1 protein-coding gene is annotated in these 359 nt (G+C 35.9%); it reads right to left on the bottom strand.

The window, feature by feature from the left end:
• Positions 1-352: variable large family protein (locus tag PSHG_RS26115; RefSeq protein ID WP_187373817.1), on the bottom strand; the 352-nt coding region annotated here is incomplete at its 3' end.
• Positions 353-359 lie beyond the last annotated feature (7 nt).

Below are 359 nucleotides of genomic sequence, written 5' to 3'. Positions count from 1 at the left end.
CTGGCTCTACTCCCTCTTTATTGGTTGCTGCCTCACCTACTATAGTACCATCACCTATACTTTTTAATGACTCTAAATGCCCTTTTAACGTACCTAAAATACCCTTAGCTACATTAATTACTTCTCTAATTGGATTTTTTGATAAATCACCTTTATTAGTATCTGTCTCTGATTTTCGTACAACCTCTTCTAACTCTTTTGAAGCATCTCCAAGCTTCTTACCTAGACTATCAAAATAATTTCCTACCTCATTCTTCTTTGTTTCAACTTTCGCAGTAAATCCCAATACATCCGACACCAATTCTAAAAATGCATAAAATGCATTCTCTGCACTTCTCCCTACTTCCATCATTGCTCCA

Origin of the sequence: Paenibacillus senegalensis JC66, assembly GCF_000285515.1 — a bacterium.
In the GTDB taxonomy this organism is placed as follows: Bacteria; Bacillota; Bacilli; order Paenibacillales; family NBRC-103111; genus Paenibacillus_L; species Paenibacillus_L senegalensis.
The sequence above is the reverse complement of the archived record's forward strand: the minus strand, read 5'-3'. Positions and strand labels throughout refer to the sequence as shown.